Annotated in this window: 21 protein-coding genes and 2 pseudogenes; 16 read left to right on the top strand and 7 right to left on the bottom strand. The window is 58.6% G+C overall.

What is annotated here, in order from left to right; genetic code table 11:
- Positions 1-18 precede the first annotated feature (18 nt).
- From AC1ECN_RS27820 to AC1ECN_RS27810, 3 genes are all read right to left on the bottom strand, one after another.
- A complete protein-coding gene (locus tag AC1ECN_RS27820; RefSeq protein ID WP_130673923.1) occupies positions 19-1,533 on the bottom strand; it encodes a lipopolysaccharide biosynthesis protein in 1,515 nt (504 codons plus the stop codon).
- 19 nt (positions 1,534-1,552) lie between these two features.
- Positions 1,553-2,638, bottom strand: a complete 1,086-nt coding sequence (locus AC1ECN_RS27815) for a polysaccharide pyruvyl transferase family protein (RefSeq protein WP_130673922.1) — start codon at positions 2,636-2,638, stop codon at positions 1,553-1,555.
- A 460-nt stretch (positions 2,639-3,098) separates the two neighbouring features.
- On the bottom strand, positions 3,099-5,027 hold the full coding sequence (locus AC1ECN_RS27810; protein ID WP_130673920.1) for an adenylate/guanylate cyclase domain-containing protein: 1,929 nt from the start codon (positions 5,025-5,027) through the stop codon (positions 3,099-3,101).
- Between the two features lie 224 nt (positions 5,028-5,251).
- Between AC1ECN_RS27810 and AC1ECN_RS27805 the strand changes: the two are divergent.
- Positions 5,252-6,018: pseudogene (locus AC1ECN_RS27805) on the top strand (SDR family NAD(P)-dependent oxidoreductase).
- Positions 6,019-6,187: 169 nt separating this feature from the next.
- Positions 6,188-6,493 carry a hypothetical protein gene (locus AC1ECN_RS27800; RefSeq protein ID WP_018069935.1) on the top strand — a complete coding sequence of 102 codons (306 nt, stop codon included), beginning with the start codon at positions 6,188-6,190 and terminating at the stop codon, positions 6,491-6,493.
- Between the two features lie 75 nt (positions 6,494-6,568).
- Here AC1ECN_RS27800 and AC1ECN_RS27795 read toward each other — a convergent pair whose 3' ends face one another.
- The gene (locus tag AC1ECN_RS27795) at positions 6,569-7,465 is read right to left on the bottom strand and encodes a GGDEF domain-containing protein (RefSeq protein ID WP_477954766.1); all 897 of its coding nucleotides are present in this window, start codon (positions 7,463-7,465) and stop codon (positions 6,569-6,571) included.
- 203 nt (positions 7,466-7,668) lie between these two features.
- Between AC1ECN_RS27795 and AC1ECN_RS27790 the strand changes: the two genes are divergently transcribed.
- Positions 7,669-8,103, top strand: coding sequence for a hypothetical protein (locus tag AC1ECN_RS27790; protein WP_130674075.1), 435 nt, complete (start codon positions 7,669-7,671; stop codon positions 8,101-8,103).
- 476 nt (positions 8,104-8,579) lie between these two features.
- Here the strand turns inward: AC1ECN_RS27790 and AC1ECN_RS27785 are convergent, their stop codons facing one another.
- Complete coding sequence (locus AC1ECN_RS27785; RefSeq protein ID WP_130674076.1) at positions 8,580-9,479, bottom strand: LysR family transcriptional regulator; 900 nt, start codon at positions 9,477-9,479, stop codon at positions 8,580-8,582.
- 119 nt (positions 9,480-9,598) lie between these two features.
- On the opposite strand from AC1ECN_RS27785, the gene AC1ECN_RS27780 reads away from it, so the two are divergent.
- From AC1ECN_RS27780 to AC1ECN_RS27730, 11 genes and pseudogenes are all read left to right on the top strand, one after another.
- Positions 9,599-10,531, top strand: a complete 933-nt coding sequence (locus AC1ECN_RS27780) for a VOC family protein (protein ID WP_027689898.1) — start codon at positions 9,599-9,601, stop codon at positions 10,529-10,531.
- Positions 10,532-10,626: 95 nt separating this feature from the next.
- Positions 10,627-11,316 (top strand): hydrolase, encoded by a 690-nt coding sequence (locus AC1ECN_RS27775; protein WP_018069930.1) that lies wholly within the window; start codon positions 10,627-10,629, stop codon positions 11,314-11,316.
- A gap of 67 nt (positions 11,317-11,383) precedes the next feature.
- Positions 11,384-11,674 (top strand): XapX domain-containing protein, encoded by a 291-nt coding sequence (locus AC1ECN_RS27770; protein ID WP_130655419.1) that lies wholly within the window; start codon positions 11,384-11,386, stop codon positions 11,672-11,674.
- On the top strand, positions 11,674-13,656 hold the full coding sequence (locus AC1ECN_RS27765; RefSeq protein ID WP_130674077.1) for an amidohydrolase: 1,983 nt from the start codon (positions 11,674-11,676) through the stop codon (positions 13,654-13,656). Before AC1ECN_RS27770 ends, AC1ECN_RS27765 begins: the two co-directional genes overlap by 1 nt.
- Before the next feature lie 103 nt (positions 13,657-13,759).
- Positions 13,760-14,386 (top strand): hydrolase, encoded by a 627-nt coding sequence (locus AC1ECN_RS27760; RefSeq protein WP_130655417.1) that lies wholly within the window; start codon positions 13,760-13,762, stop codon positions 14,384-14,386.
- Positions 14,387-14,412: 26 nt separating this feature from the next.
- Positions 14,413-14,844, top strand: coding sequence for a DoxX family protein (locus AC1ECN_RS27755; RefSeq protein ID WP_027689901.1), 432 nt, complete (start codon positions 14,413-14,415; stop codon positions 14,842-14,844).
- 125 nt (positions 14,845-14,969) lie between these two features.
- On the top strand, positions 14,970-15,134 hold the full coding sequence (locus AC1ECN_RS27750) for a hypothetical protein (RefSeq protein ID WP_165406690.1): 165 nt from the start codon (positions 14,970-14,972) through the stop codon (positions 15,132-15,134).
- 60 nt (positions 15,135-15,194) lie between these two features.
- The gene (locus AC1ECN_RS27745; RefSeq protein ID WP_130655416.1) at positions 15,195-16,103 is read left to right on the top strand and encodes a glyoxalase; all 909 of its coding nucleotides are present in this window, start codon (positions 15,195-15,197) and stop codon (positions 16,101-16,103) included.
- 55 nt (positions 16,104-16,158) lie between these two features.
- Positions 16,159-16,260, top strand: a pseudogene (locus AC1ECN_RS27740) (alginate export family protein); the annotation flags it as partial.
- A gap of 172 nt (positions 16,261-16,432) precedes the next feature.
- Positions 16,433-17,119 carry a YoaK family protein gene (locus tag AC1ECN_RS27735; protein ID WP_130655415.1) on the top strand — a complete coding sequence of 229 codons (687 nt, stop codon included), beginning with the start codon at positions 16,433-16,435 and terminating at the stop codon, positions 17,117-17,119.
- A 61-nt stretch (positions 17,120-17,180) separates the two neighbouring features.
- A complete protein-coding gene (locus AC1ECN_RS27730; protein WP_130655414.1) occupies positions 17,181-18,017 on the top strand; it encodes an alpha/beta fold hydrolase in 837 nt (278 codons plus the stop codon).
- 149 nt (positions 18,018-18,166) lie between these two features.
- Here the strand turns inward: AC1ECN_RS27730 and AC1ECN_RS27725 are convergent, their stop codons facing one another.
- Positions 18,167-19,060 (bottom strand): helix-turn-helix transcriptional regulator, encoded by an 894-nt coding sequence (locus AC1ECN_RS27725; protein ID WP_130656919.1) that lies wholly within the window; start codon positions 19,058-19,060, stop codon positions 18,167-18,169.
- A gap of 286 nt (positions 19,061-19,346) precedes the next feature.
- On the opposite strand from AC1ECN_RS27725, the gene AC1ECN_RS27720 reads away from it, so the two are divergent.
- Entirely contained in the window at positions 19,347-20,180 is an 834-nt protein-coding gene (locus tag AC1ECN_RS27720) for a helix-turn-helix domain-containing protein (RefSeq protein WP_130656918.1), read from the top strand.
- A gap of 271 nt (positions 20,181-20,451) precedes the next feature.
- Positions 20,452-21,243 (top strand): SDR family NAD(P)-dependent oxidoreductase, encoded by a 792-nt coding sequence (locus AC1ECN_RS27715; protein ID WP_130655413.1) that lies wholly within the window; start codon positions 20,452-20,454, stop codon positions 21,241-21,243.
- Positions 21,244-21,717: 474 nt separating this feature from the next.
- Here AC1ECN_RS27715 and AC1ECN_RS27710 read toward each other — a convergent pair.
- Positions 21,718-21,850 (bottom strand): transposase (locus AC1ECN_RS27710; protein WP_477953723.1); only part of this gene is annotated, 133 nt, incomplete at its 5' end.

The raw sequence follows: 21,850 nt of genomic DNA, 5'->3' as shown, positions 1-21,850 counted from the left end.
GCGGCTAGGGCCTGGAAATCATGCAGGGTTGGCAACCGCACCCCTGTTACTTTTGCGCTGCCGTGCCTGCTTTATACTGCCGATCAAGATATTTAAACGAGCTCTGCACAGAACGAATATCAGGCCGCAGTAAACCATGCCGCCTGCAAGGATTTCCACGGCCAAACGTGGGTACGGGGACCAATGCATTAGCAATTCGTGGAGGAGGAAAACGACTGCAACCATTCCTGCAGAGGCTATGGTAGGCCGCAGGAATTGCGCCAGATATGCCGGGATACTCAGCTCTATATGTTGCGAAACCTTCCAGCTGGTGATCGGCCAAAACAACAGAACTTCGATCATTATGGCGAAAACAATCGTCGTGACGCCATAAGGATAGAGAATTGCGATCGTCAGGAGTGTGAGGAGGTTTCGTGCCAGCTGGTAGTAAAACCACCAATCCATCTCTCCTTGGCTCTTGATCAAGGATGCCTGCACGTAGCCGATCCCAGCCATCAATCCTATGACGCAGTAGAACCGAACCGGCCAAACGGCCGCGATCCAATGGGCACCGAAAATTGTGGTGATCGCATCATCGGCAACGGCGGCAAGACCAATGAATACGGGGTACGAAACCAGAGCGCAACCAAACGTTGCCATGAGAAATGCTTCTCGAACTTTCTTCGGATCGGACCGCAATGAAGAAAGCAAGACGTGCGTGACAGATGTTAAGCCACCGGCGATGACGTTGTTGATCATATCAAACAAACGCTTGGAAAAGTTATAGATCCCGAGCGCTGCCGGGCTCAAGAGCACCCCAATGAGCAAGTTGTCCAAGCTCATCGTCTGTAAAAACCGAGTGCCGGATGCAAAGAACCCATAGTGAAGGAGCTCGTTGAGGCTTGCTCGCTTCAGGTGAAGCCCGGGCCGCCAGCCGGCGCCCCAGAAAGCGGCGCCGCATGATGCCGCTGTGGCCGCGATCTGTGCAATCGCAAGCCCCCACAAGCCGAAACCCGCGAGAACCAAAACAAGGCAAATGCAGGCAGAAGTGATGGTAGCAATCACGGTGCGGACGGCTACCAGATGAAACGACATCTTCCTATTGACAATTGCATTCGGAACGACGGCGGTGAAGTCGAAGAAAACCTTCAATCCCATGATGTAAATCAGGGGTGTGATTTGCTCATGCCCCACATAGGCCGCGATTGGCGAAGCGGCTATGCACAAAGCGCCGTAGATCAAAAATGAAAAAGCGAGCGAAAGCAGGAATATCGTGTCCAGATGGCTTCGCCTGATTTCGGCTCTTTGTATGATCGCTTCGCCAAATGCCGTTGGTCCAAAGCTGCCCGCAAACGACACAATGCTGAATGCCAGTGCGACAAGACCGAAATCCTGAGGCTGGAGAACGCGAGATGTCACCACAAAGACGGCGAAGGTCAGGACTGTCGGAATAAGCGTACTCAGCGCCGACCAGAAAGCACCCGTAACGGCTGCGGCGGATCGGTTCTCACTGACATGGCTGAATAGAATATCGTCGTCTTGTAAAACCGACAAAGTGATCTCCTACCGGGAATCAGACTATGGAGGGTTGAGGTATTAGATCTGGGACGGGAATAGTAGGGTTTAGATTCATGGGTTTACTTGACTTGTACCAAGCTCCTCCCAATTCATACGGCAGGCGAGACATTGCTGCTAAAAGCTCGTTGGCATTTGTCGCTTTCTCCACCAGAGGGCTGTCGCCAGTCTGGCTGTCGATGACGTCGTGTAGATTGCTTCCCTCCCTCGCAACCGCGATATGCGGCTTATTCAGCAAAAGACAGAGAATATGACCGTGTAGATGGTTGGTGATTATCCGTTGCGCGCCGGACAGGATCTTCACGCCATACTCGACATATCGAGCAGCGACATCCTCACGATGTTGGGCCATCATCTCGGTGCGGCTAAAGCCATGCCGCAACGCTGATTTGACGACGCTCGACTTGCGCATGCGCGACAAACTATTTGGACCGTTAACCCAATTGGTAAGAGGTCCATCAGCAATCGCTCGCGCTTTCGCTATATCAACCTCGTCCTCTCCACGAGGCTGCATGACATATAATACCCTGAGAGGATCAGCTTCGAACCGTTTAAGCGATTCCATGCCGAATGCCGTGTCCGGGCCAGCCTCAACATCACAATCGAAGTTGGCTTTGGCTAACTCGAAGCTCTGATCATCGCGCGTCATGCAAAAAAAATTGCGATGCCTCCCAATCGTGCGTTTCGCATATTCCTTGAGCGACTCGTTCGCGAAATGAATGGTTTGCGGCATCTGAATGATCGTTCGATCCGGATATTTCCACATCAAACGGTAGCGAACATCATCCCTGCCCGTCCGCGCGTCTCCAAAGTCTATCCCCCCGCAAATGAATATTGGAGCGTCGCCTGGTGTTGTTTTTATCTCATCTATACTTTGAGCGGTGCTGCCAGTCAGCACCGGGAGGCGCCCCGTTACTTCTCGCAATACCATCGACAGTCCAAGCCAACTCGCATGATGACCAGGATCTTTATTTGATGGAAAGTTCATTATAACGTAAGGCTGTCCCCGGCTTACAAATTTCCTTACGATTTCAATCAACTTTTCTTTTTGTCGTCGTATTACAACTTCGCCGAGGTGATGCATATACTCAACTTGTATTTTCAAAACTCGAACAGCAATTACAGCCACGATTCTGAAGAGTCAATTGGAGGATGAATTACTTTTAAGTCATAGTTAAGTGGGCAAATTGTCTCACTTCTTAGCCACCAGCGATCACGAGGTTGGAGCGTCGCGCTTGGGCTTGGGAATTGCGAAGCGAACGGACAGCCCGCGGCACATCCGTGGATGATGAAGTGTTGATTAGACTAGATGTCGAAGAAGGAGATCACGGGCTTTCGGCGATGGCTCGACCATCAACAGCACCGTACAATTCCGTTCCGGTCTCCGCGATGTCTATTTTTACGACAGCAGGGGAAGCGGGCAAAAACGCCTGGGAGCCTCTATCAGCAGACCTACTCGTTCCCGACATCAACTGCTCGGCCGCGTGTTTCGCGCTGCAGCGCCGTGCCGCCACGAAGCCGCCCGCGCGTTGCACGGGGCTGCTCTATGGCTGCCCGAGGGGCTCGGCCTTCCCCGCCTCGCATTCCGGCAGTCGCACAGGTTTGGCGAGGTTCGCCAGCGCCTCGGGCTTGGCGCATGCCGGGAAGCCAGCGAGCGGCATTGTCTCTATGAACCGATTGCGCTCGATTATGCTTAGGCCGGGTTCACTGATCATGCTCTCGACAGTCACCTCGGGGTGCTGCTTGAGAGTTTCCATAGCTGAAGCATGCGCCTCATCGGTTCGACCCAGTGCCGCAAGCGAGCTGCTACGGACCACCCAAGTCCACCTTTGGTAGTTGTTTGGCGTCATGCGCTCCAACATCGTCACCGCGTCTTCATACCGCCCCGCCATAAAATAGGCAGGTGCGAAGAAGTTGGACGCCCACATCGGATAATTCGGGTCGAGCCGCATGACCTTGTCGACCATTTGAGCACCGCGTTCTGGTTCGCCGAATCGTGCTGCATAGCCGCTGTAAAAAGTCAGGATTTCGGACGAACCCGGAGCGAGACGAAGGGCCGTGTCGAATTCGGCCTTCCCGCGGCCCATATCGCCCCTATTGGCAAGGCTCATACCAAACACCGCATGGGCTTCAGCGTCGCTCGGATCAAGCCGCACCGCGCGTTCGGCCACATCGGCGGCCACCTTGCGGTTGCTCTCGGGATTGACGCCAAACACACCCATCAGATCATGAGCATGGTAAAGCTCTACCCAGGCCCGTGCCAGCCCCGGGTCCAGCTCGACGGCGCGGTTGAGAAACGTGATGGCCTCCTCGTCATCGGCTTTGGTGAGCTTTTCGATCTTCTCGGACCCGAGAAGATAGTAATCATAGGCATTGAGGTTTTCAGGCCGTTTGCGTTTGGCTGCAGCCCGCCCGGCCTCTTGAATCAGTCCCACTCCGCCGCCGAGGCGGTTGGCGACCTGTTCTGCGATTTCGGTCTGAACAGCGAACACGTCCTCAGCGGGCCGGTCCCAATTCTCCGACCAAAGATGGTGGCCGGTTTTTGCATCGATCAACTGTGCTGTGATCCGTACCCGGCCACTCTGCCGCTGGATCGAGCCTTCCAGTACAAAGCCGATATGGAGCGCGATTGCGACCTGGCGGGCATCCACGGGCTTGCCTTTATAAACTTCCGTCGAATTCCGCGCCACCACCTCGAATTCGGGAAACCGCGCGAGGTCGGTGATGATGTCCTCAGTCAGGCCATCGGCCAGACGCCCGCTGGCCTCGTCGCCGCCATAATTGTTGAAGGGCAGCACCGCCACCGAAGGCTTGCCACTCAAAGGTTCGGGCTGCAAGAACCACCAGACCCCRCCGCCCGCCAGAGCAAGCGCCACGATCGACGCCGCAGCCGTTTTGGTCCAGCGCGGTATCATTTTGAGAAGGGGCCGACGCGCCCGTTTGCCGTCGAGTCTCAGCCGATACATCCGCACCGGGCGGCTGATGTTCTTGACCTGCTGCTCGCCGGCGAAATCGAGCGGCCAGTCGAGTTTGCCCTGGAGATGATCGTATGCCGTGCCCGACACCACCACGCCGCCCGGCTCGGCCAGATGCTCCAGCCGCGCGGCGACATTCACTCCATCTCCATAGACATCGCCATCCACCAAGGCCACATCGCCCAGATTGATCCCGACGCGAAATACGATGCGCTCAGGCTCCGGTAGGTCGGCGTTGCGCGCCGCCACGACGTTCTGAAACTCCGCGGCGCAGGCAACCGCATCAACCACGCTGTCGAAGGCGACGAGCGTGCCGTCACCCATCAGCTTGATAACGGTGCCATGGCGCCGGGAGATGGCGGGATTGATCAGTTCGGCGCGGATGGCCTTCAGTCGCTTGATGGTGCCGGCCTCATCGGCCTCCATCGCCTTCGAGTAGCCGACCATATCCGCCGCTAGGATCGCGGGCAGCTTCCGGTCAAGCGTGGGGGTACCCATCATCATTGCCTTGCATGAACATGCAATAGTGTCGGCAGTCTACACCCATCGACGCGCCGCAACTAGCACACCGCCAAAACGGCATGTCTGCTTGTGGTGCTATCCGGCCCAGAGCCGAAGCAGACCTCACGCGTCCCAAAGGGACGCTCCTCAGCATGCTGAGAACATCTGGCATCCGCACGCCGACGCTGCCATAAATGAGCTTCATCGAGGGAGGTATCATGATGCAGAAGAATGCGCCGGACTTCAGCCTTGAGGGCAAGGTGACGTTGGTGACGGGAGCGAGCCGTGGCATCGGTCGAGCTTGCGCACTTGCCTGTGCCAGAGCAGGCTCCGATATTGTTTTGGGGGTCCGCGATGTCGCGGCGTCGGCGGGTCTGGTCGCCGAACTCGAGGACGCGGGACGAAAAGTCCTCCCTGTTGAACTGGACATTCCCAATAAGGCCCATATCGCACAAGCCGTCGACGCAGCGCTTACTACGTTCGGTCGGATCGACGTCCTCGTCAACAAYGTCGGCGTGGCTCCRGGCAATCTCGCGGAACTCGTYGAGGAGACCTTGACGAGATACTCGATGTCAACATCAAGGGCACCTTTCTGATGRCGCAGGCAGTCGGGCGTCACATGATCAARCGCAATGGGGGCCGGATCATCAACATCAGCTCRCAGGCCGGCACCGTGGCACTGCGCGGCGAGGCAATCTATTGCATGAGCAAGGCGGCAATTAATCACCTCACGCGCTGCCTTGCGGCCGAATGGGCACGCTATAATGTCACTGTAAACACCGTATCGCCGACGTTCATCCACACCGATGGTACAGCACCGTTTCTATCCGATGCCGACAATCGTAAAGCGACGCTCGGTCACATTCCACTCGGCCGGATCGGTGAAACCGATGATGTGGTGGGTGCCGTAGTCTTCCTTGCATCGCCGGCCGCGAGCCTGATCACTGGCGCGAACCTGCTGGTGGACGGTGGATGGTCCGTCGCGTAAGACCAAAGCGCGCCTGCCGCGCAAGTCCCATCCAGACGAGAACGACGATTTCCCCGGATAAGGATTGCCTCACGTCCTTCCTCTCTTTTGTGGTTCTGCGAAGTTTGAGTTGACCGCTTCCGATGGCGAGGCGACACTCGCAACCTGCAGCGAGGCAGGAGGAAAAACGATGGACGACACAGACCGGTGGCGCGACATGGCAAGTGCACCGAGAGACGGTAGCCGGATCCTCGTCACGATACGCCCATCCGAACAGGGGCCAGCAGAAGTCGACCTAGCATATTGGTCGAATGGCGATCAGTTTGGTGCAGAAAGCTGGCGTGCCTCTGATTCCTCGCCCGGGCACATCATCGAATATGCCGAGCCAGAATTGAAGTGTTGGATGCCCATGCCCTCGGCCAACCTCAATCGCGCCTCGATGCCCTCCCCTTGGGAAGGCGACGATGACCAGGAGCTGTACGGGTCAGGGATTTAAGAATTTGGCCCAATAACATTGGTTCCTGCCACAGCGAACAGGTCCAGATTTCCGTCCGCCACGACTGTTGCGCGACTAGGCTGCGCGCACCCTGTCCCGGCCGCTTAACTTGGCAGCATAGAGTGCTTGATCGGCGCGTCGATAAAGGTCCGAGGCGCTGTCTGACGGGGCACGAGCGGCGATGCCGGCAGAACAGGTGTAGCTGAAGTCGGGTGATTCAGGCAGGGGCCGGGAGAAGCGGATCACCGTCAGCATGCACTCGACCATGGCAATGGCGTCTTCCGGCCCGGTTGACGGCATCACCAGAACGAACTCTTCTCCGCCGACCCGCCCAAAACAATCGTTGCGGCGAACATTCTGATGAATGCGATGCGCAAAATCGCGCAGGACGACATCTCCGGCCTGATGACCGAGCCGATCGTTGATGTGTTTGAAATTGTCGATGTCGAACACGACAAGGCAGCCATTGCTTCCATGCTGGGCGGCCGCCAGCATGTCGTCGACCCGTGCCATCACAAAGCGGCGGTTGGCGACACCCGTGAGCTCGTCGGTGTAAGACGCCTTGATTGCCTGATCGCGATCTTGCCGGACGATCCTGCCACGCGCTCGCAAACTGGTGATCTCGCACGCAATGCACAACATCCAACCGTTTGTCTGGACCGCCTCGGTCATCCAAAACCATCGGCCATCGTGCAGGTCCGTCTCGAAAGCACGATAGCCAATCTTGCCACGGCGCGACTGTGTCGACCGCAGCCATTCGTCGAAATTGCTCGTTTGAATAACCGTGCCTCGCCGCAGCTCGAAATTGCGCCGCATGAGATCCGGCCAGAGGGGAGACTCATCCGGTTCGATGAAATAGACCGAACGAAAGGCGCTGTTGGCGTATTGCAGCCGGTCATGACTATCGTAGACCGCAATCAGCGTTTGGGTGCGTGCCGAAAGGTTCAGAAGCTGTTCGAATATCTCGTCCATACCGAACCCTGTCTGGTTGCCTTGGTATGACATGGCGCAGAAACCCTATGGGAAAAGAGCTCGTCGGCAAGCAAAGGCGCCTCCAGTGATTACGGAAACGTCAACGAGATGCCGTTTCCAATCGTGATTGGACATCGGCTGCGACCTGAGAGACGCTGTTTTTGGGAGCGGACCATCTATTTTTCCGGAGATAGGAGGCCGAAATGGAACAGTACGCACTCGACCAGTTGAAAACCATCGCCAAGGTCAGCACGACCTGCAAGCGCCTTGAAATGACGCGGCGCGAACGGCTTGAACGGTGGGCCGAATGTCTTGAGCGCAGCCCCAGACCGCATCTCAAGACGCTTCACGAAACCGAATATCGGCCGATTGCAGATCGGCTTGCTCTTAGGGATGACGGCACACCGATCTCTGTTGCATTCGCTGATCCCATTCTGCGGGCGGCAGGAATGGAAAGCGATAGCTACGGAGAAGCCATACGGTTCTTCGAACTCAGCGACGAGGAATTGCATGACCTTGTCTGCTTCTGCCATTTTGGTGAACGCGTCAGCGCGGCAACAGTCGCTCGCCGTTTGCGAAAGATGGCAGGTTGCAAACCAGACGGGTTTTTCGCTCAGCTTCGTGCGTTCTTTGGCTGATTGAAGCTCAAGCTCACCATCTGAGGTGCTGGTCGGGGATGCATCGATCCCCGTCACGGGCGGTACGCGCGACGACCGAGGCCGACCGGTCGGGTCGTTGCTCCTGCGATATCGACTATCGCAGACATTTTGAGGGGGTAGATTTCTGAAGCAGTTGGTTCCTGCTGGTCATCAGCCGGGACCGGCTTTCCGCGCTGGCCGACCACCCCCCTAGAGACTTGGCGCGGTGGACAACCAAACGGACGACCCGCGGGTGCTGCACTAAAGGTCACGCGCTGGCCGAGCGACAATTGGTGGCTTACTTCGTTCGCGGGATCGACGTTCTGCCAGTTCCAGAATACTTGCAGAACCGCCAGCAGATAGCGTTTTCTGCGATAACAGGAAAATGTGTTTGCTGTCGAAAAGTTGGCCCCGTGGTGCTGTCATATCCTTTTCGGAGATTCTTAAACAGCAGCGGCACCACGCTCCTTCGAAGTTCATTCGATCGCCGATATAAACGCCGGAATCTGTTGTTCGAAGAACTTCGAGAATGAGGCGATGCGCGGCGGAAGTGCCTGGTACGGGGGGTAGTACAGGGTCAGCCACAAGTCCGGCGGCGACCAGTCTTTGAGGACGTGGACCAAGCGTCCGGTGCGCAGATACTCGGCCACATGGAACTTGGGCAGCATGGCGACCCCCCTTCCATCGGCAGCCATGCTTGCCAGGACCTCCCCGCTATTGGCGCTAAATGCGCGGCCCGCAGAAATCGTGGTACTGCCGCTGCCGTCCGACAGGGTCCAGGTCTCCCGCTTGCTCTCGCCGCTATAGGCAAGGCAATCGTCGGGAATGAGTTCATTCGGATGCTCCATGTCGCAAAACCGGCTGCCGGGCGCTGCGACGAGGATCCGGCGAACGACGCTGATCTTGCGCCAGATCGTGAACTTGTCCGACGGTGCCGCGGAAATGCGGATCGCCAGATCATAGTCATCGTCGATAATATTCACGAGCCCATCCGCGAGCGATATCTCGAAGCTGATCTTCGGATAGCGTTCCTTGAATGCAGACAGGATTGGCGGCAGAGCCTGCTGGCCGAACCAGGTCGGCGCGCTGATCCGCAGACGGCCGTGATCCGCCTTGTGGGTATTCATCACATCCTTGCGCGCGTTGTCGAGCGCCTGCACCGCCGGCTGGATCTGGGCAGCGAAGATCGCGCCGTCGGTTGTCAGCGACACCTGGCGCGTCGTCCGTACGAAGAGCTGCACGCCAAGGTCTTCTTCCAGCGCCGCGATCGCCCGCGTGACGGCTGCCGGGGTCATGTCGAGCTCGCGCGCGACCTGCGCGAAGTTCCGCTTCTCGGCGGCCAGCAGAAAGGTTCGAAGCAGCTTGTAGTCGTTCATCGATTATTTCATCCATGGCAATTCACTGACAATTATTATTGCAATTCCGGCCACTGATCAACGGGCGTAGCTTTTCAATCAGACCAGACAAACCAACGCAGCCACGGAAGGACACCATCGTGATCAAGGATATCAAGGGACTGCATCACATCACGTCGATGGCATCGGATGCCCGCCAGAACAACGCGTTCTTCACGGATGCGCTTGGCCTGCGCCGCGTGAAGAAGACCGTGAATTTCGACGACCCCAACGTCTACCACCTCTACTACGGTGATGAGGCCGGCACCCCCGGCTCCGTCATGACCTACTTCCCGTTTCCCGACGTGATGCGCGGCCGCCCAGGCGTCGGCGAAGTCAGCGAAACACAGTTCGCGGTGCCTAAGGGCTCGCTCTCCTTCTGGCAGGATCGCCTGTCGGCAAAGGGAGCCGGCAACCTGCATACCGACACTGCCTTCGGTGCTGAGCGCCTCCTGTTCAAAGGGCCGGACGGCGAAGGGTTTGCGCTTGTCGAAGCGGAAACCGATGGCCGCAAGGCCTGGAATGGCGCCGGCATCGACGAAAGCGTCGGCATCCGCGGCTTCACCGGTGCCAAGTTCCGCCTGCATGACGCCGCTGCCACGTCCGAACTGCTCGGTTTCATGGGCTACCAACGTACTGAGACGGATGGTGACGTCACCCGCTTCATCATCCCCGGCGGCAATGGTGCGGACACGATCGACCTCGAGGTCCTTCCGAAAACGCCTTTCGCAAGGCAGGGCGCAGGTTCGGTGCATCACATCGCTTTCGCCGTCGAGAACCGCGCAAAGCAGCTCGAAGTCCGCAAGGCGCTGATGGATACGGGCTACCAGGTAACACCTGTCATCGACCGTGACTACTTCTGGGCCATCTACTTCCGGACACCCGGCGGCGTCCTGTTCGAAATCGCCACGAACGAGCCCGGTTTCGACCGCGACGAAGATACGGCACATCTCGGCGAGGTTTTGAAGCTGCCGGCACGCTACGAGCCCTATCGTGACCAGATCGAAGCCGGGCTGACACCGCTCGCCGCCTGACGTCGCTTTCCAACAATAAGGCGGCATAACTTTCAAGACGTGCCGCCTTCCCTGCCCCATTACCTACCTTCAACCTAGTCAAAGGAAGACACGAGATGTCCAGCAAGCTTCAGGTCCTCACCCCGCAGAACAGTCAGATCATCTTCATCGACCAGCAGCCGCAGATGGCCTTCGGTGTTCAGTCGATCGACCGCCAGGTCTTGAAGAACAACGTCGTCGGTCTTGCCAAGGCGGCGAGGATCTTCAACATCCCGACCACCATCACCACCGTCGAGACCGACAGCTTTTCGGGCAACACTTTCCCGGAACTGCTCGCTGTCGTCCCGGACAATGATATCCTTGAGCGCACGTCGATGAATTCCTGGGACGACCAGAACGTCCGCGACGCGCTTGCCAAGCACGCTGCCGATGGCCGCAAGAAGATTGTCGTCGCCGGCCTCTGGACGGAGGTCTGCAACACGACCTTCGCGCTCTCCTGCATGAACGATACCGACTACGAAATCTACATGGTTGCGGATGCTTCCGGCGGCACGTCCGTCGATGCGCACAAATATGCGATGGACCGCATGGTCCAGGCCGGAGTCGTCCCGGTCACCTGGCAACAGGTCCTGCTCGAATGGCAGCGCGACTGGGCCCGCAAGGAAACTTACGACGCGGTCACGTCGCTGGTGAAGGAGCATTCCGGCGCGTACGGCATGGGCATCGATTATGCTGTTACGCATGTCCACGGCGGCGCCGAACGCGTCAAGCACGGCAAGCGCATCGGCCCGAACCCTGCCAAATAAACCGTCAATCACTCCGGCCGGCCGCTTCCTGCCGGAGTGATTTTCCTTCACCACGCGAGGTTCCCCCATGAAACTCTATCTTCTTTCACTCGGTGCCGGCCTGCTGGTGGGCGTGATCTACAGCCTGCTCAATGTCCGCTCGCCTGCCCCGCCTGTCGTCGCGCTCATCGGGCTGCTCGGCATCCTTGTCGGCGAGCAGCTTGTGCCACTGGCAAAGAGCATTTGGGCTCGCGAGCCCGCCGCCGTCTCCTGGCTTCATCAGGTGAAGCCGCACATGTTCGGTCACCTCCCAAAGGGCGGGAAAAACGTGGTGGCGGTGAACCCACCCCATGAAGCTTCAACATCGGGGAAAAGCTGATGACGACGCGCCGCACATTCCTGGGGGCAGCATCGAGCCTCGCCTTTTCAAACTTGTTTTCACCGGCCAATGCCGCCGATCCCAACAAGACCGGAGCCGCTTCCATGCACGCAGACATCGTTCTTCACAATGGATTGATCACGACGCTTGATCGCGCAAATCCGAACGCCACCGCAGTGGCCATCAAGGACGGCCTATTCATCGACGTGGGTACCGACCGCGACGTCATGGCACTCGCCGGACCGGATACGAAGATCGTCGATCTCAAGGGCAAACGTGTACTGCCTGGTCTGATCGACAACCACACCCACGTTGTGCGAGGCGGCCTCAACTTCAACATGGAGCTCCGCTGGGACGGCGTCCGCTCGCTCGCCGACGCCATGGACATGCTGAAACGACAGGTCGCCATCACCCCGGCTCCGCAGTGGGTGCGCGTCGTCGGTGGCTTCACCGAGCACCAGTTCGCCGAAAAACGCCTGCCGACGATCGACGAGATCAATGCTATTGCACCCGACACGCCAGTCTTCCTGCTGCACCTCTACGACCGGGCCTTACTGAACGGCGCGGCCCTTCGCGCCGTCGGATATACCAAGGATACGCCGAACCCGCCCGGCGGCGAGATCACGCACGACGCCAACGGCAATCCGACGGGCCTGCTGCTGGCGAAGCCGAATGCGGGTCTCCTCTATTCGACGCTTGCCAAGGGTCCGAAACTTCCCTTCGACTATCAGGTCAATTCGACCCGTCACTTCATGCGCGAGCTCAATCGGCTCGGCATCACCGGAGTCATCGATGCCGGCGGCGGATTTCAGAATTACCCGGACGACTATGCTGTGATCCAGAAGCTCTCGGACGAGGACCAGCTTACGGTACGTCTGGCCTACAATCTCTTCACGCAGAAGCCGAAGGGCGAGAAGGAAGACTTCCTCAACTGGACGCAGTCTGTGAAGTACAAACAGGGCAACGACTATTTCCGTCACAACGGCGCCGGCGAGATGCTGGTGTTTTCCGCCGCGGACTTCGAGGATTTTCGCCAGCCCCGCCCGGACATGCCGCCGGAAATGGAAGGCGAACTGGAAGACGTCGTTCGGGTGCTGGCCGAAAACCGCTGGCCCTGGCGTCTTCACGCCACTTATGACGAAACGATCAGCCGCTCTCTCGACGTTTTCGAGAAGGTCAACAAGGATATCCCGCTTGAAGGCCTGAACTGGTTCTTCGATCATGCCGAGACGATTTCCGATCGCTCGATCGATCGCATCGCAGCACTCGGCGGCGGCATCGCCACGCAGCATCGCATGGCCTATCAGGGCGAATATTTCGTCGAGCGCTACGGCCATGGTGTCGCCGAAGCCACCCCGCCGATCCGGCGCATGCTCGACAAGGGTGTCAACGTCTCGGCCGGCACGGATGCGACCCGCGTTGCCTCCTATAATCCCTGGGTCTCGCTGTCATGGATGGTTACCGGCAAGACTGTCGGCGGCATGCAGCTCTACCCGCGTGCCAATTGTCTCGACCGTGAGACGGCGCTGCGGATGTGGACCGAAAAGGTCACGTGGTTCTCCAACGAGGAGGGCAAGAAGGGACGCATCGAAAAGGGCCAGTTTGCCGATTTGATTGTCCCGGACAAGGACTTCTTCGCCTGCGCCGAGGACGAGATCTCGTTCCTGACGTCGGAACTTACCATGGTGGGCGGCAAGATCGTCTACGCTGCCGACAATTTTGCCACTCTGGATGAGAGCGATATTCCGCCCGCCATGCCGGACTGGTCACCGGTTCGCAAGTTCGGCGGTTATGCCGCCTGGGGCGAGCCCGACGGTGCAGGCAGACACTCGCTGCGCCGTACGGCGATCGCCTCCTGCGGCTGCGCCAGCGATTGCGGTGTCCATGGCCACGATCATGCCGGTGCCTGGACATCGAAGCTGCCTATCGCCGACCTGAAGGGCTTCTTTGGCGCCCTTGGCTGCTCCTGCTGGGCCGTCTGAGAACGCGGTCTATCAATACGAACTCCCTCTTCGGCACAACCTGTAGAGGGGCTTCCCGACGAACGATGAGGCCAGTTGAAAATGGCCGCAGCCCGGAGAAACCATGTCCGCTATTCCACTCCTTGAACCGGCTCAGCCAGCCGTGCTGATGGTCGATCAGCAAGCCGGTCTCGCCTTTGGCGTCGGGTCGACGGATCGTCAGGTCCTTCTCAGCAACATGGTCGCGCTGGCAAAGACAGCGAAAGCATTCAAGCTCCCGGTGATCGCTTCGACGTCGGCCTCGAAGGTCTATAGCGGGCCCATGATGCCGGCAATTCAAAGCGTCATGCCCGAGGTGGCATCCATCGAGCGCCGCAACATGAACCTGTGGGAAGACGATGCAGCAAAGGCAGCGGTCGCACGCACTGGCCGCAAGACACTGCTTGTTTCGGGTCTTCTGACCGAAGCCTGCGTCTCATTCCCCGTGCTTTCGGCACTTGCCGAAGGTTATGCGGTCTCCGTCATCGCCGACGCATGCGGTGGCGTGACATCCGATAGCCATAACCTTGCGTTGCGCAGAATGGAGGCAGCGGGTGCGACGATGACGTCCTGGCTGCAGGTCTTGCTCGAGCTTCAGCGCGATTGGACGAGAAAAGAAACCTACATTGACGCGCGAGCGATCGTCGAAGCGCATGCCGGCGGTTACGGCATTGGTCTTTCCTACGCCCGCGACATGATCCACCCGCTCTGATCACAGGTCTTTTGAGGATACTCATAATGACGTCCATACATACTCAAGATACCGGCAGCTCCGCCGGCAAGGCTTTCGGCGCCGACTTCCTGGCATTGCTCGCGCTCTGCTCCGCCTACATTCAGGGTCCGCTGACGAAGGTTTTCGACTTTCAGGGGGCCGTCGCCGAGATGAACCATTTCGGGCTGGCTCCGGCGCCACTCTTTGCAGTCGGGGTGCCGATCTTTGAACTCGCCATGTCTGCCCTCATCCTTTCGGGGCGCTTGCGCTGGCTGGGGGCTCTTGCATTGGCGATATTCACCTTGATGGCGACATACCTTGCCCTGCGGTTCTGGGAGATCCCCGCGGGACCCGAGCATTCGGCCGCCATGAACGGCTTCTTCGAGCACATCGGTCTTAGCGGTGCCTTCGTCTTCGTCGCGCTTGTCGACCTGCGCAAACGCGCGAGCGGAAAATAGAGCGCGTCGTCCGGCGCCTGGGATGATGACATCAAATCCCGACATTTCGGAGCCGTCCTTGCTGCCAACAAAGCCGGTCGAGCGAAGATCTAGAAATCAGCGCTGGCGAGATCCACGAGACCATCATGCGACAGACCGAGCGTGAACTCGACCTCAGGAAATGGCGGCGCAAAATCGCCGGCAGCCAGCTATCAAAACCATATGTCCGACCAGACTTCGGCGCGCCAATTATTGCAAAACCGGCAATTCAATCGGCAGAATTATTGCAATTGTTCACCGCTGACGCCTGAGCCACTATCCCTTCATAGACAGATGCCTGCCGGTCCCGACGTAACCATGAGGATGTATCCATGACCTTTCCATCAGCTGGATTGAAATTCGCCGTCGCCATTGCGGTCGCTACGATCATGGCCTCTTCTGCTACAGCCGCCGGGGCTGCCGGCAAGAACATGGCGGTTGGCGCGCAATACGACACCACTCATATCTATGTTCCGGTGACCGACGTCGATGCCTTTGCGGCGAGTTTCGTCGCCACATTCGGCGGTGCATCGACCAAGCAGATGGTCGCCACGGTGACGCCGACACCGAGCAGCACGACCTCGCAACTGATCCAAACGCCCGCTGGCACGGTCTCGCTGTTCGGCTTCAAGACGCCGATCCCCTATCCCTTCGGCAGGGAACGGACAGGATATCTCGTGACGGACATGGACCGGGCGATCCGCGATGCTCGAAATGCCGGAGCCTCAGTCATCGTCGATGCCTTCGCTGATCCGATCGGGCGCGACGCCGTCATCCAATGGCCAGGCGGCGTCAACATGCAGCTCTACTGGCACACCAAGGCGCCGGATTATCCGAAGTTCGATACGGTCCCTGAAAACAGGATATATGTTTCAAAGGATTCCGTCGGCGCCTTCATTCATGATTTTCTGACCTTCTCAAAGGGCAAGATCGTCTCCGACGACAGAAGGGCGCCCGGCGTCGAGATCGGTCGCCCGAGCGACACCTACCGGCGCGTCCGTATCACCTCCGACTTCGGCAACATGTCGGTCCTCGTGACCGATGGCCACCTTCCTTACCCTTATGGCTATGAGACCACCGGTTATGCGGTGAAGGATCTCAATGCAACCGTCGCAAAGGCCACCGCTTCCGGCGCGACAGTGCTGGTTCAGCCCTACAAGTCGGAGAAGCGTCAGGCAGCCATCGTTCAGTTCCCCGGCGGATACATCGCCGAGATCCACGCACCACTTGTCTCAGAGTGACCACCGCTTGGAGAGCCTGCCATGATGACGCAGAATATCTCACACCCCTCGCCGCAAGGCGTCTTGCGGGCGCCAGGACTTTGCCTTCGCCTTGCAGCGCTTCGTTTCATCGCGCGACGAACCGAATGTCAGGCAGTCCTTCAACGTCTGGGCCGATTGCGGCTGTTGAGGCGCGCGGACTACGCCTTCAATGCAAACCTGACGGGCGCCCTAGCGGCCGTTCACTACCACCTTGGCGAAACGAATCCGCCGGGCCGGCGGCCACAATAGCAACGATCGCGGCGCCGAGTTGAAATTTTCTGGTAACGGGACGGCAAGGAAAAGCACACATGAAAAAAATCTCTCTCGCAACAGTTTTGAGCTTCGATGCCGGATACGTCGACACAGCAGGCTTTCTGGCGCTTCAGGGGCTGTTTACGGCGCATGTGACAGGAAATTTCGTGACATTCGGCGCAGCCGTTGTGCTCGGCACGTCCGGGATCATCGCCAAGCTTCTCGCTCTCCCGGTCTTCTGCGCCGTTATTCTCGTAACCAGACTGGCGAGCTTCTGGCTCGCCGGGCGCAAATACCCGGTTTTGAGCACGATGATGAGGGTGAAGCTCCTGTTGCTGATCGTAGCGGCAACCCTTGCGGTTTCCTATGGTCCTTTCCCGAAGGGGGACGGATGGCCGGCAATCTTGACCGGCATGGTGCTCGTGGCCGCGATGGCGATCCAGAATGCCGCACACAAGATCCATCTCGCGAAGGCACCACCGACGACGATGATGACCGGCAACACCACTCAGATCATGATCGATCTGGCCGATGTCATTCGCGGCGAAAACCTGGAAGCGAAAAATACCGCCAAGAAACGGATGATCAAGATGCTGACCAGTGTCTGCGCATTCGCCATCGGCTGCGGTGCAGCCGCCACGGCCTTCCTTTGGCTTGGCATCTGGTGCCTCGCGATCCCGCCGCTGCTCGGTCTCCTGGCCCTGATGGCCGAGGTCGAGACACCGGAAGGCGACGCAAAATAACTGCTCAACCGCGATCTGCGGTCAACACTTTCACCCCCACCTCAATCAAGGAGACAAGAGAATGGGCTACATCACCACCAAGGACGGCGTCGAGATCTTTTATAAGGATTGGGGGCGCAAGGATGCCCAGCCGATCGTCTTCCACCATGGCTGGCCGCTCTCGTCGGACGATTGGGACGCACAGATGCTGTTCTTCCTGTCGAAGGGTTATCGCGTCGTCGCCCACGACCGTCGTGGTCACGGCCGCTCGGCACAGGTTTCCGACGGACACGACATGGACCACTATGCCGCCGACGCCTTCGCTGTCGTCGAAGCGCTCGATCTGAAGAATGCCGTCCATATCGGCCATTCGACCGGCGGGGGAGAAGTCGCCCGCTACGTTGCAAAATACGGCCAGCCAGCCGGGCGCGTTGCCAAGGCCGTTCTGGTTTCCGCCGTTCCGCCGCTGATGCTGAAGACCGAGACAAATCCGGGCGGCTTGCCGATGGAAGTCTTCGACGGCATCCGCAAGGGCGTCGCCGAAAACCGCGCGCAGCTGTTCATCGACTTCCCCACCGGTCCGTTCTATGGCTTCAACCGGTCCGACGCGAAGGTCTACCCGGGCGTCATCCAGAATTGGTGGCGGCAGGGCATGATGGGCAGCGCCAAGGCCCATTACGATGGGATCAAGGCCTTCTCCGAAACCGACCAGACGCAAGACCTGAAGGCGATCACCGTTCCGACCCTCGTCATGCATGGCGACGACGACCAGGTCGTGCCGATCGACAATGCCGGCCGGTTGTCCGCAACGCTGGTGCAGAATGGCACTTTGAAAGTCTACAAGGGCTATCCGCACGGCATGCTGACCACCCATGCCGATGTCCTGAACGCCGATCTCTTGGCGTTCGTCGAAGCCTGATTGGTCCGTCCGGGTGCGGCTTTAGTGCCGCATCCGGACCGCACACAACGCGTCTGAAGCTGTTTTCACCAAGGCGTTATCGGCGCCTTTCCTTGAAATAGAGATCAGGGAAAAGATCGCGGTGCAGCGCCGCTCCAGCTTCAACTCTCCTAGTGCCGATTGCGTGAGCGCCACTCCGCCGGAGCCACTCCCACAGTCTTCGAGAAGGTGTCGATGAATGTGTCCTCATCAGCAAAACCGCACGTCGCAGCCACCTGCGCGATAGGATCACCGGTTCTGCTCAGCTGTGCTTGGGCCCTGGTCATCCGGTACGCCGACATCCATTCGGCGACAGACTGCCCGGTTGTATTCAAGAAGCCTGAACGCAGCTCATCCACTGAAAAACCGGTGGCGTCGGCAATCTGATCGACGGTCATGTTCGCCGACAGGTTTGCGGCCATGTACGTCTTGATGCGCTTTTCCTGCATGGGAGACAACCGACCGCTGGCCGACAGCCGCTGTGCGGGTGAGCGTCCGTAACGATGCGCGAGATGGGCGTTTAACGCCAGCCCTATATGGGGAAGCAGCTGATCCCTGACTTCGTCCGGCATGTCGAACATCGGCATCAGTGCTCCACCAATATTGCGGATCACCTGATCGTCAATGCCTCGGCAGGTCGCAAGGTCATCGACGCGCGGTTCGCCTGCCTCCTCGGCGAGTTCGGCAAAGTGCGAGTTCGGGATATGAAAGGCAAGTGCTTCGAAATGGCCGCGAATCGAGATTGCGGCGCCGTGCATCAGACTGATGAGACAGACAGAACCTTTGGGATAGGTCTTCAAGGGTGCGACGGTCTGGTCCGGACGGATGTCGCGATGATCGACATCGACGAGATAGAGCATGAGCAGGAAGGCATCATCGGCCGGGAGGAAGACCGGATGCTCCGCATCTCCATAAACGTGGTCAAGATGAACGACAGAGAGCTTCGCCTCGCGAAGAGGCCTGATGACCAAGGCCCTCGCTGCACCGATGCCAAAACATGTTGCAATCCTGTCGCTGACCGCCAACGCTTCACTCAAATGTGTCTCGATCCTCCGGGCTGGGAACGGTATAGCCCGACCGTTGCGATGCAACGATTTGAGAGTTCCTATACATCTTCGAAGCATCTATCTTGCACAAAAGCATCCTCGTCGACGAGATTCGGCGAATTTCCAGAGGGCTGCGCTGAAGGGCTGAGCCGCGAGATTGGTCTTCCAAAAACGAAAGCTGGGCGTCTTGGTTCCTATGTCCGACAGTCACGTGAAATCACTCGGCGCAACGGCAACCGACACCTTCGGATGTCCTCTAAAACAGTTGTCGATCAACCAGGCACTGGCAGGTTCCGATATTGCGGTCTTTCGCAAGGGAACGAGCGTCGTGCGGCTTGATCAGGTCATGACATCGGCTAGCGACCGAGGGTTCGTTGTCGGCGTCTCTGCGATCGGCGGTCACACGCGGCGCATCCATCACCAACATCATGTGACGACCCACGACTTTGCGGAGAACTCGATCTACATTCGCGATCTGTCCGAGGCCTACAAAGCAGATCTCAGCGGTTCTTTCGATTTTCTCCTGTTCGAAATCTCGCCTGCGGCTCTCACCAGGATTGCCGATGGTGCGGAACTTTCCGGCATCACCTCGCTTGCAGCCGAAACCGCCTCGAAAGACATCGTGCTTGCCAACCTCGCTCGGGCGCTGATTCCGGCGCTCGAAAAACCGGAGGAGGCAAGCGCGCTGTTCATCGACCAGATGACCACAGCCATCGGGACCTACCTGGTTCAACGCTATGGCGGCCGGTCCGTTGCAACCCCCAACAGGTCACGAAGCCTGTCGCGCTCGCACGAGCATCTGGCGAAAGGTCTGCTTCTCGAAAACCTTGAAGGCGACATCTCGATCGAGCAAGTGGCGCAGGCCTGCAATCTGTCTCGCGGCTATTTCATTCGCGCCTTTCGCGAGACGACGGGCATGACGCCTTATCAATGGCTTCTCAGCCAACGAATAGATCGAGCCCGCACCCTGCTGCGCACCTCGAACGCGCCGCTCGCCGAAGTCGCCATCGCCTGCGGCTTCGCCGATCAAAGTCATTTCACAAGGGTTTTCGCAAGTGTCGTTGGCGCAACGCCTGGCAATTGGCGGCGTAACGTGTAGTCCATGTGAAACCGACCCGTCCGCCCCGGGGATTACAGCTATCCGGCCAGAGCAGAAGCCAGGACAATCCAGCTTGCGCCCTGTTCGGTCCGCCAAGTCACAAACAAAATCCTTGCTTAGATCCTCACTTGGTCGGGGCATTGGTGCTTGCAGGCCGGGCCGCGGGTCACCCACCGGGGTGTGACGATGCAAACCGCCTCGGATATTTGCCTGTTGCGAGACCGCTCGCCAGTCCATAGGTTCCGTGATCGAGCCTCAATAGGAGCAGCAGATGCAGATCGACCTCACAGGCAAGACCGCTCTAGTTACCGGATCCACCGAAGGCATTGGCTACGCGATCGTCCGCCAGCTCGCGAGGGCGGGCGCGGACGTGGTAGTCAACGGCCGGTCCGAAGAAAAGACTGCCAAGGCAGCCGACCGCCTGAAAGGCGAAGGTGCCAGGGGAGGCGTAGCCGCCGTGGCAGCCAATCTCGCAACCGCTGAAGGATGTGACGCTCTCGTCGCCAAAGTTCCTCATGTAGACATCCTCATCAACAACGCGGGCATCTTTCAGCCCCTCGACTTCTTCGAGGCGGACGACGAAGTGTGGGACCGCCACTGGCAGGTGAACGTCATGTCCGCCGTCAGGCTTTCGCGCGCATATCTTCCCGGCATGCAGAAACTCGACTGGGGCCGCGTTATCTTCATCGCGTCGGAATCCGGCTTCAACATTCCGGTCGAGATGATCCACTACGGCGTCAGCAAGACGGCAGACATCGCGGTTGCCCGCGGCCTTGCCAAGCGCATGGCTGGCACGGGCGTCACGGTGAACTCCGTCCTCCCCGGCCCCACGCTGTCCGAAGGTGTCGAGGCGATGCTCGCCGATGAGCGGGCGAAGACGGGAAAGCCGATCGAGGAGGTCGCGGCGGACTTCGTCAAGAAGCACCGCAGCGGTTCGATCATCCAACGAGCTGCGAGCGTCGAGGAAGTCGCCAATCTCGTCACCTATCTGGCCTCACCTTTGGCATCCGCAACGACCGGCGCTTCGATGCGTGTGGACGGAGGACTGATCGACACGCTCTGACGTGACCCCTCGCCCTGCTCGTCTTCATCCCGCGCCGCCATTCTGTCGTCTCTTCCACGACGGCGGCGACCGGGTCCCGGATGGGCGTCGATGATCAACCCTCGATAATTTCGGCCGCCCTCCGGGCGTAAAGATGCCTCGCCGAGCTACTACCCCGTCAGGGAGACGCTTGAAGAGGCTGTGTCACTGCTTACCGCCAGTTGATCAGGCGCTTGCCAACGTAGACGATTTGGCGGAAAGTCCTCGACGTGGCCCTTGTGGTCTAAGCAGCCTGCCATGATCGGAGAACGCCGTGCCTCTCAGAAACATTTTGGCCGCAGCAGCAATCATGTTCCTGACACTATCAGGATGCGCAACCAGTGGATCGTACAACACAACCTACGCACAACCGCAGGGGATTGGCCCAGTTCGCGGCACTATGGGCGGTTACTAGCCCATCGAGGGCGTTTCGACCGCTTTAGGCTCCAGACTCAATCATGCCCACCAAATGACAAGAGCAGCGATGTAGCAAGTTGCCTCGAAGTTGATCATAAGCTTGTCGTATCGTGTTGCGATGCGCCTCCAATCCTTCAGGCGGCAGAAGGTGCGTTCAATAATATTCCTGCGC

This window comes from Rhizobium sp. 01N447_2 (assembly GCF_056399245.1).
This window is presented reverse-complemented; position numbering and strand designations above follow the sequence as displayed.

Bases quoted from the DNA above. Each gene is read 5' to 3' on its own strand.
- AC1ECN_RS27755 (WP_027689901.1), top strand. From the start codon at position 14,413: ATGACGTCCATACATACTCAAGATACCGGCAGCTCCGCCGGCAAGGCT.
- AC1ECN_RS27745 (WP_130655416.1), top strand. From the start codon at position 15,195: ATGACCTTTCCATCAGCTGGATTGAAATTCGCCGTCGCCATTGCGGTC.
- AC1ECN_RS27815 (WP_130673922.1), bottom strand. From the start codon at position 2,638: ATGCATCACCTCGGCGAAGTTGTAATACGACGACAAAAAGAAAAGTTG.
- AC1ECN_RS27785 (WP_130674076.1), bottom strand. From the start codon at position 9,479: ATGAACGACTACAAGCTGCTTCGAACCTTTCTGCTGGCCGCCGAGAAG.
- AC1ECN_RS27730 (WP_130655414.1), top strand. From the start codon at position 17,181: ATGGGCTACATCACCACCAAGGACGGCGTCGAGATCTTTTATAAGGAT.
- AC1ECN_RS27770 (WP_130655419.1), top strand. From the start codon at position 11,384: ATGAAACTCTATCTTCTTTCACTCGGTGCCGGCCTGCTGGTGGGCGTG.
- AC1ECN_RS27795 (WP_477954766.1), bottom strand. From the start codon at position 7,465: ATGGACGAGATATTCGAACAGCTTCTGAACCTTTCGGCACGCACCCAA.
- AC1ECN_RS27765 (WP_130674077.1), top strand. From the start codon at position 11,674: ATGACGACGCGCCGCACATTCCTGGGGGCAGCATCGAGCCTCGCCTTT.
- AC1ECN_RS27790 (WP_130674075.1), top strand. From the start codon at position 7,669: ATGGAACAGTACGCACTCGACCAGTTGAAAACCATCGCCAAGGTCAGC.
- AC1ECN_RS27760 (WP_130655417.1), top strand. From the start codon at position 13,760: ATGTCCGCTATTCCACTCCTTGAACCGGCTCAGCCAGCCGTGCTGATG.
- AC1ECN_RS27775 (WP_018069930.1), top strand. From the start codon at position 10,627: ATGTCCAGCAAGCTTCAGGTCCTCACCCCGCAGAACAGTCAGATCATC.
- AC1ECN_RS27800 (WP_018069935.1), top strand. From the start codon at position 6,188: ATGGACGACACAGACCGGTGGCGCGACATGGCAAGTGCACCGAGAGAC.
- AC1ECN_RS27750 (WP_165406690.1), top strand. From the start codon at position 14,970: ATGCGACAGACCGAGCGTGAACTCGACCTCAGGAAATGGCGGCGCAAA.
- AC1ECN_RS27735 (WP_130655415.1), top strand. From the start codon at position 16,433: ATGAAAAAAATCTCTCTCGCAACAGTTTTGAGCTTCGATGCCGGATAC.
- AC1ECN_RS27715 (WP_130655413.1), top strand. From the start codon at position 20,452: ATGCAGATCGACCTCACAGGCAAGACCGCTCTAGTTACCGGATCCACC.